Raw genomic sequence first — 1,012 nt, 5'->3', positions numbered from 1 at the left:
ATCCTGACCCTGACCCGCCAGGGCAATCAGACCCATTACCAGGCCAACCCGGATTGTCCGATCTATGCCGAGTTGCAAGGTATCGTACGCAAGACCTTTGGCATCGGTACGCCGCTGCGCGAGGCGCTCGCGCCGCTCTCCGCGCACCTGACGTGGGCTTTCGTCTATGGTTCGCTGGCCAAAGGCCGCGAACATGCCGATAGCGATGTCGACCTGATGCTGATCGGCGACAACCTGCGCTATGCCGAGGTGATGGAACACCTGCTGCCGGTCGAGGCGCAACTGCGGCGTACCATCAATCCGACGCTGTACACTCCGGACGAGTGGCAGGCCAGGAAAGCCGCTGGCAACAGCTTCGTGCTGCGCGTGGCGCAGCAGGAAAAGATCGAGTTGATCGGCCACGATCCGGAGGGAACCGAACATGGTCAGTAACGACAATCTTGAAAACCTGCTGCGCACGGGTGGCCTCAAGGCCGAACCGCCAGACCGCAGGGAATGCGAAGGACTGCTACGCTCGGCCATTGATCGCCTGCAGGATGCCCATGCACCCAAGCTGTCATTCGCCAGCCGCTTCGACCTCGCCTATAACGCTGCGCACGCACTGGCGTTGACCGCGCTGCGTCTGCGAGGCTATCGCTCCGACCGTCGATACCTGGTGTTCCAGTGCCTGACGCACACGCTGGCGGTCAGCAAGGCACAGGTGCGCCTGTTTGCGCTGTGCCATGATCGGCGCAATCTGGCGGAGTACGAAGGGTACATGGACATGGATGAGCCGCTGCTGGCCGAGTTGGTCGCGGCGACCGATGAGCTATTACCTGTGGTCCAAGAAGCCATGGCGACGGCTTGGCCGGCATGAGCGCTCAGGCTGGCTCCAGCCTGGCGAATCCTGTCGGTCAGTTCCTGGCAACCGCAGCTCTCCACTCGGGTGCCCGTGCCAGAGAAAAAAGCCGCCGACGGATCGCTCCGCCAGCGGCTTCTTCACTTGCCGGAGATGGGCTCAGCGGCGTGCGCC

At 62.9% G+C, this 1,012-nt stretch carries 2 protein-coding genes; both read left to right on the top strand.

Annotated elements, in window-relative coordinates; all coding sequences use genetic code 11:
• A partial coding sequence (locus tag J0A65_RS24065; protein ID WP_206596792.1) for a nucleotidyltransferase domain-containing protein occupies positions 1 to 432 on the top strand: 432 nt, incomplete at its 5' end.
• Positions 422 to 856, top strand: coding sequence for a hypothetical protein (locus J0A65_RS24060; protein ID WP_047588709.1), 435 nt, complete (start codon positions 422 to 424; stop codon positions 854 to 856). The genes J0A65_RS24065 and J0A65_RS24060, both read left to right, overlap by 11 nt.
• The last annotated feature ends 156 nt before the right edge of the window (positions 857 to 1,012 follow it).

This window comes from Bowmanella yangjiangensis (assembly GCF_017255015.1).
GTDB lineage: Bacteria > Pseudomonadota > Gammaproteobacteria > Enterobacterales > Alteromonadaceae > Bowmanella > Bowmanella yangjiangensis.
This window is presented reverse-complemented; position numbering and strand designations above follow the sequence as displayed.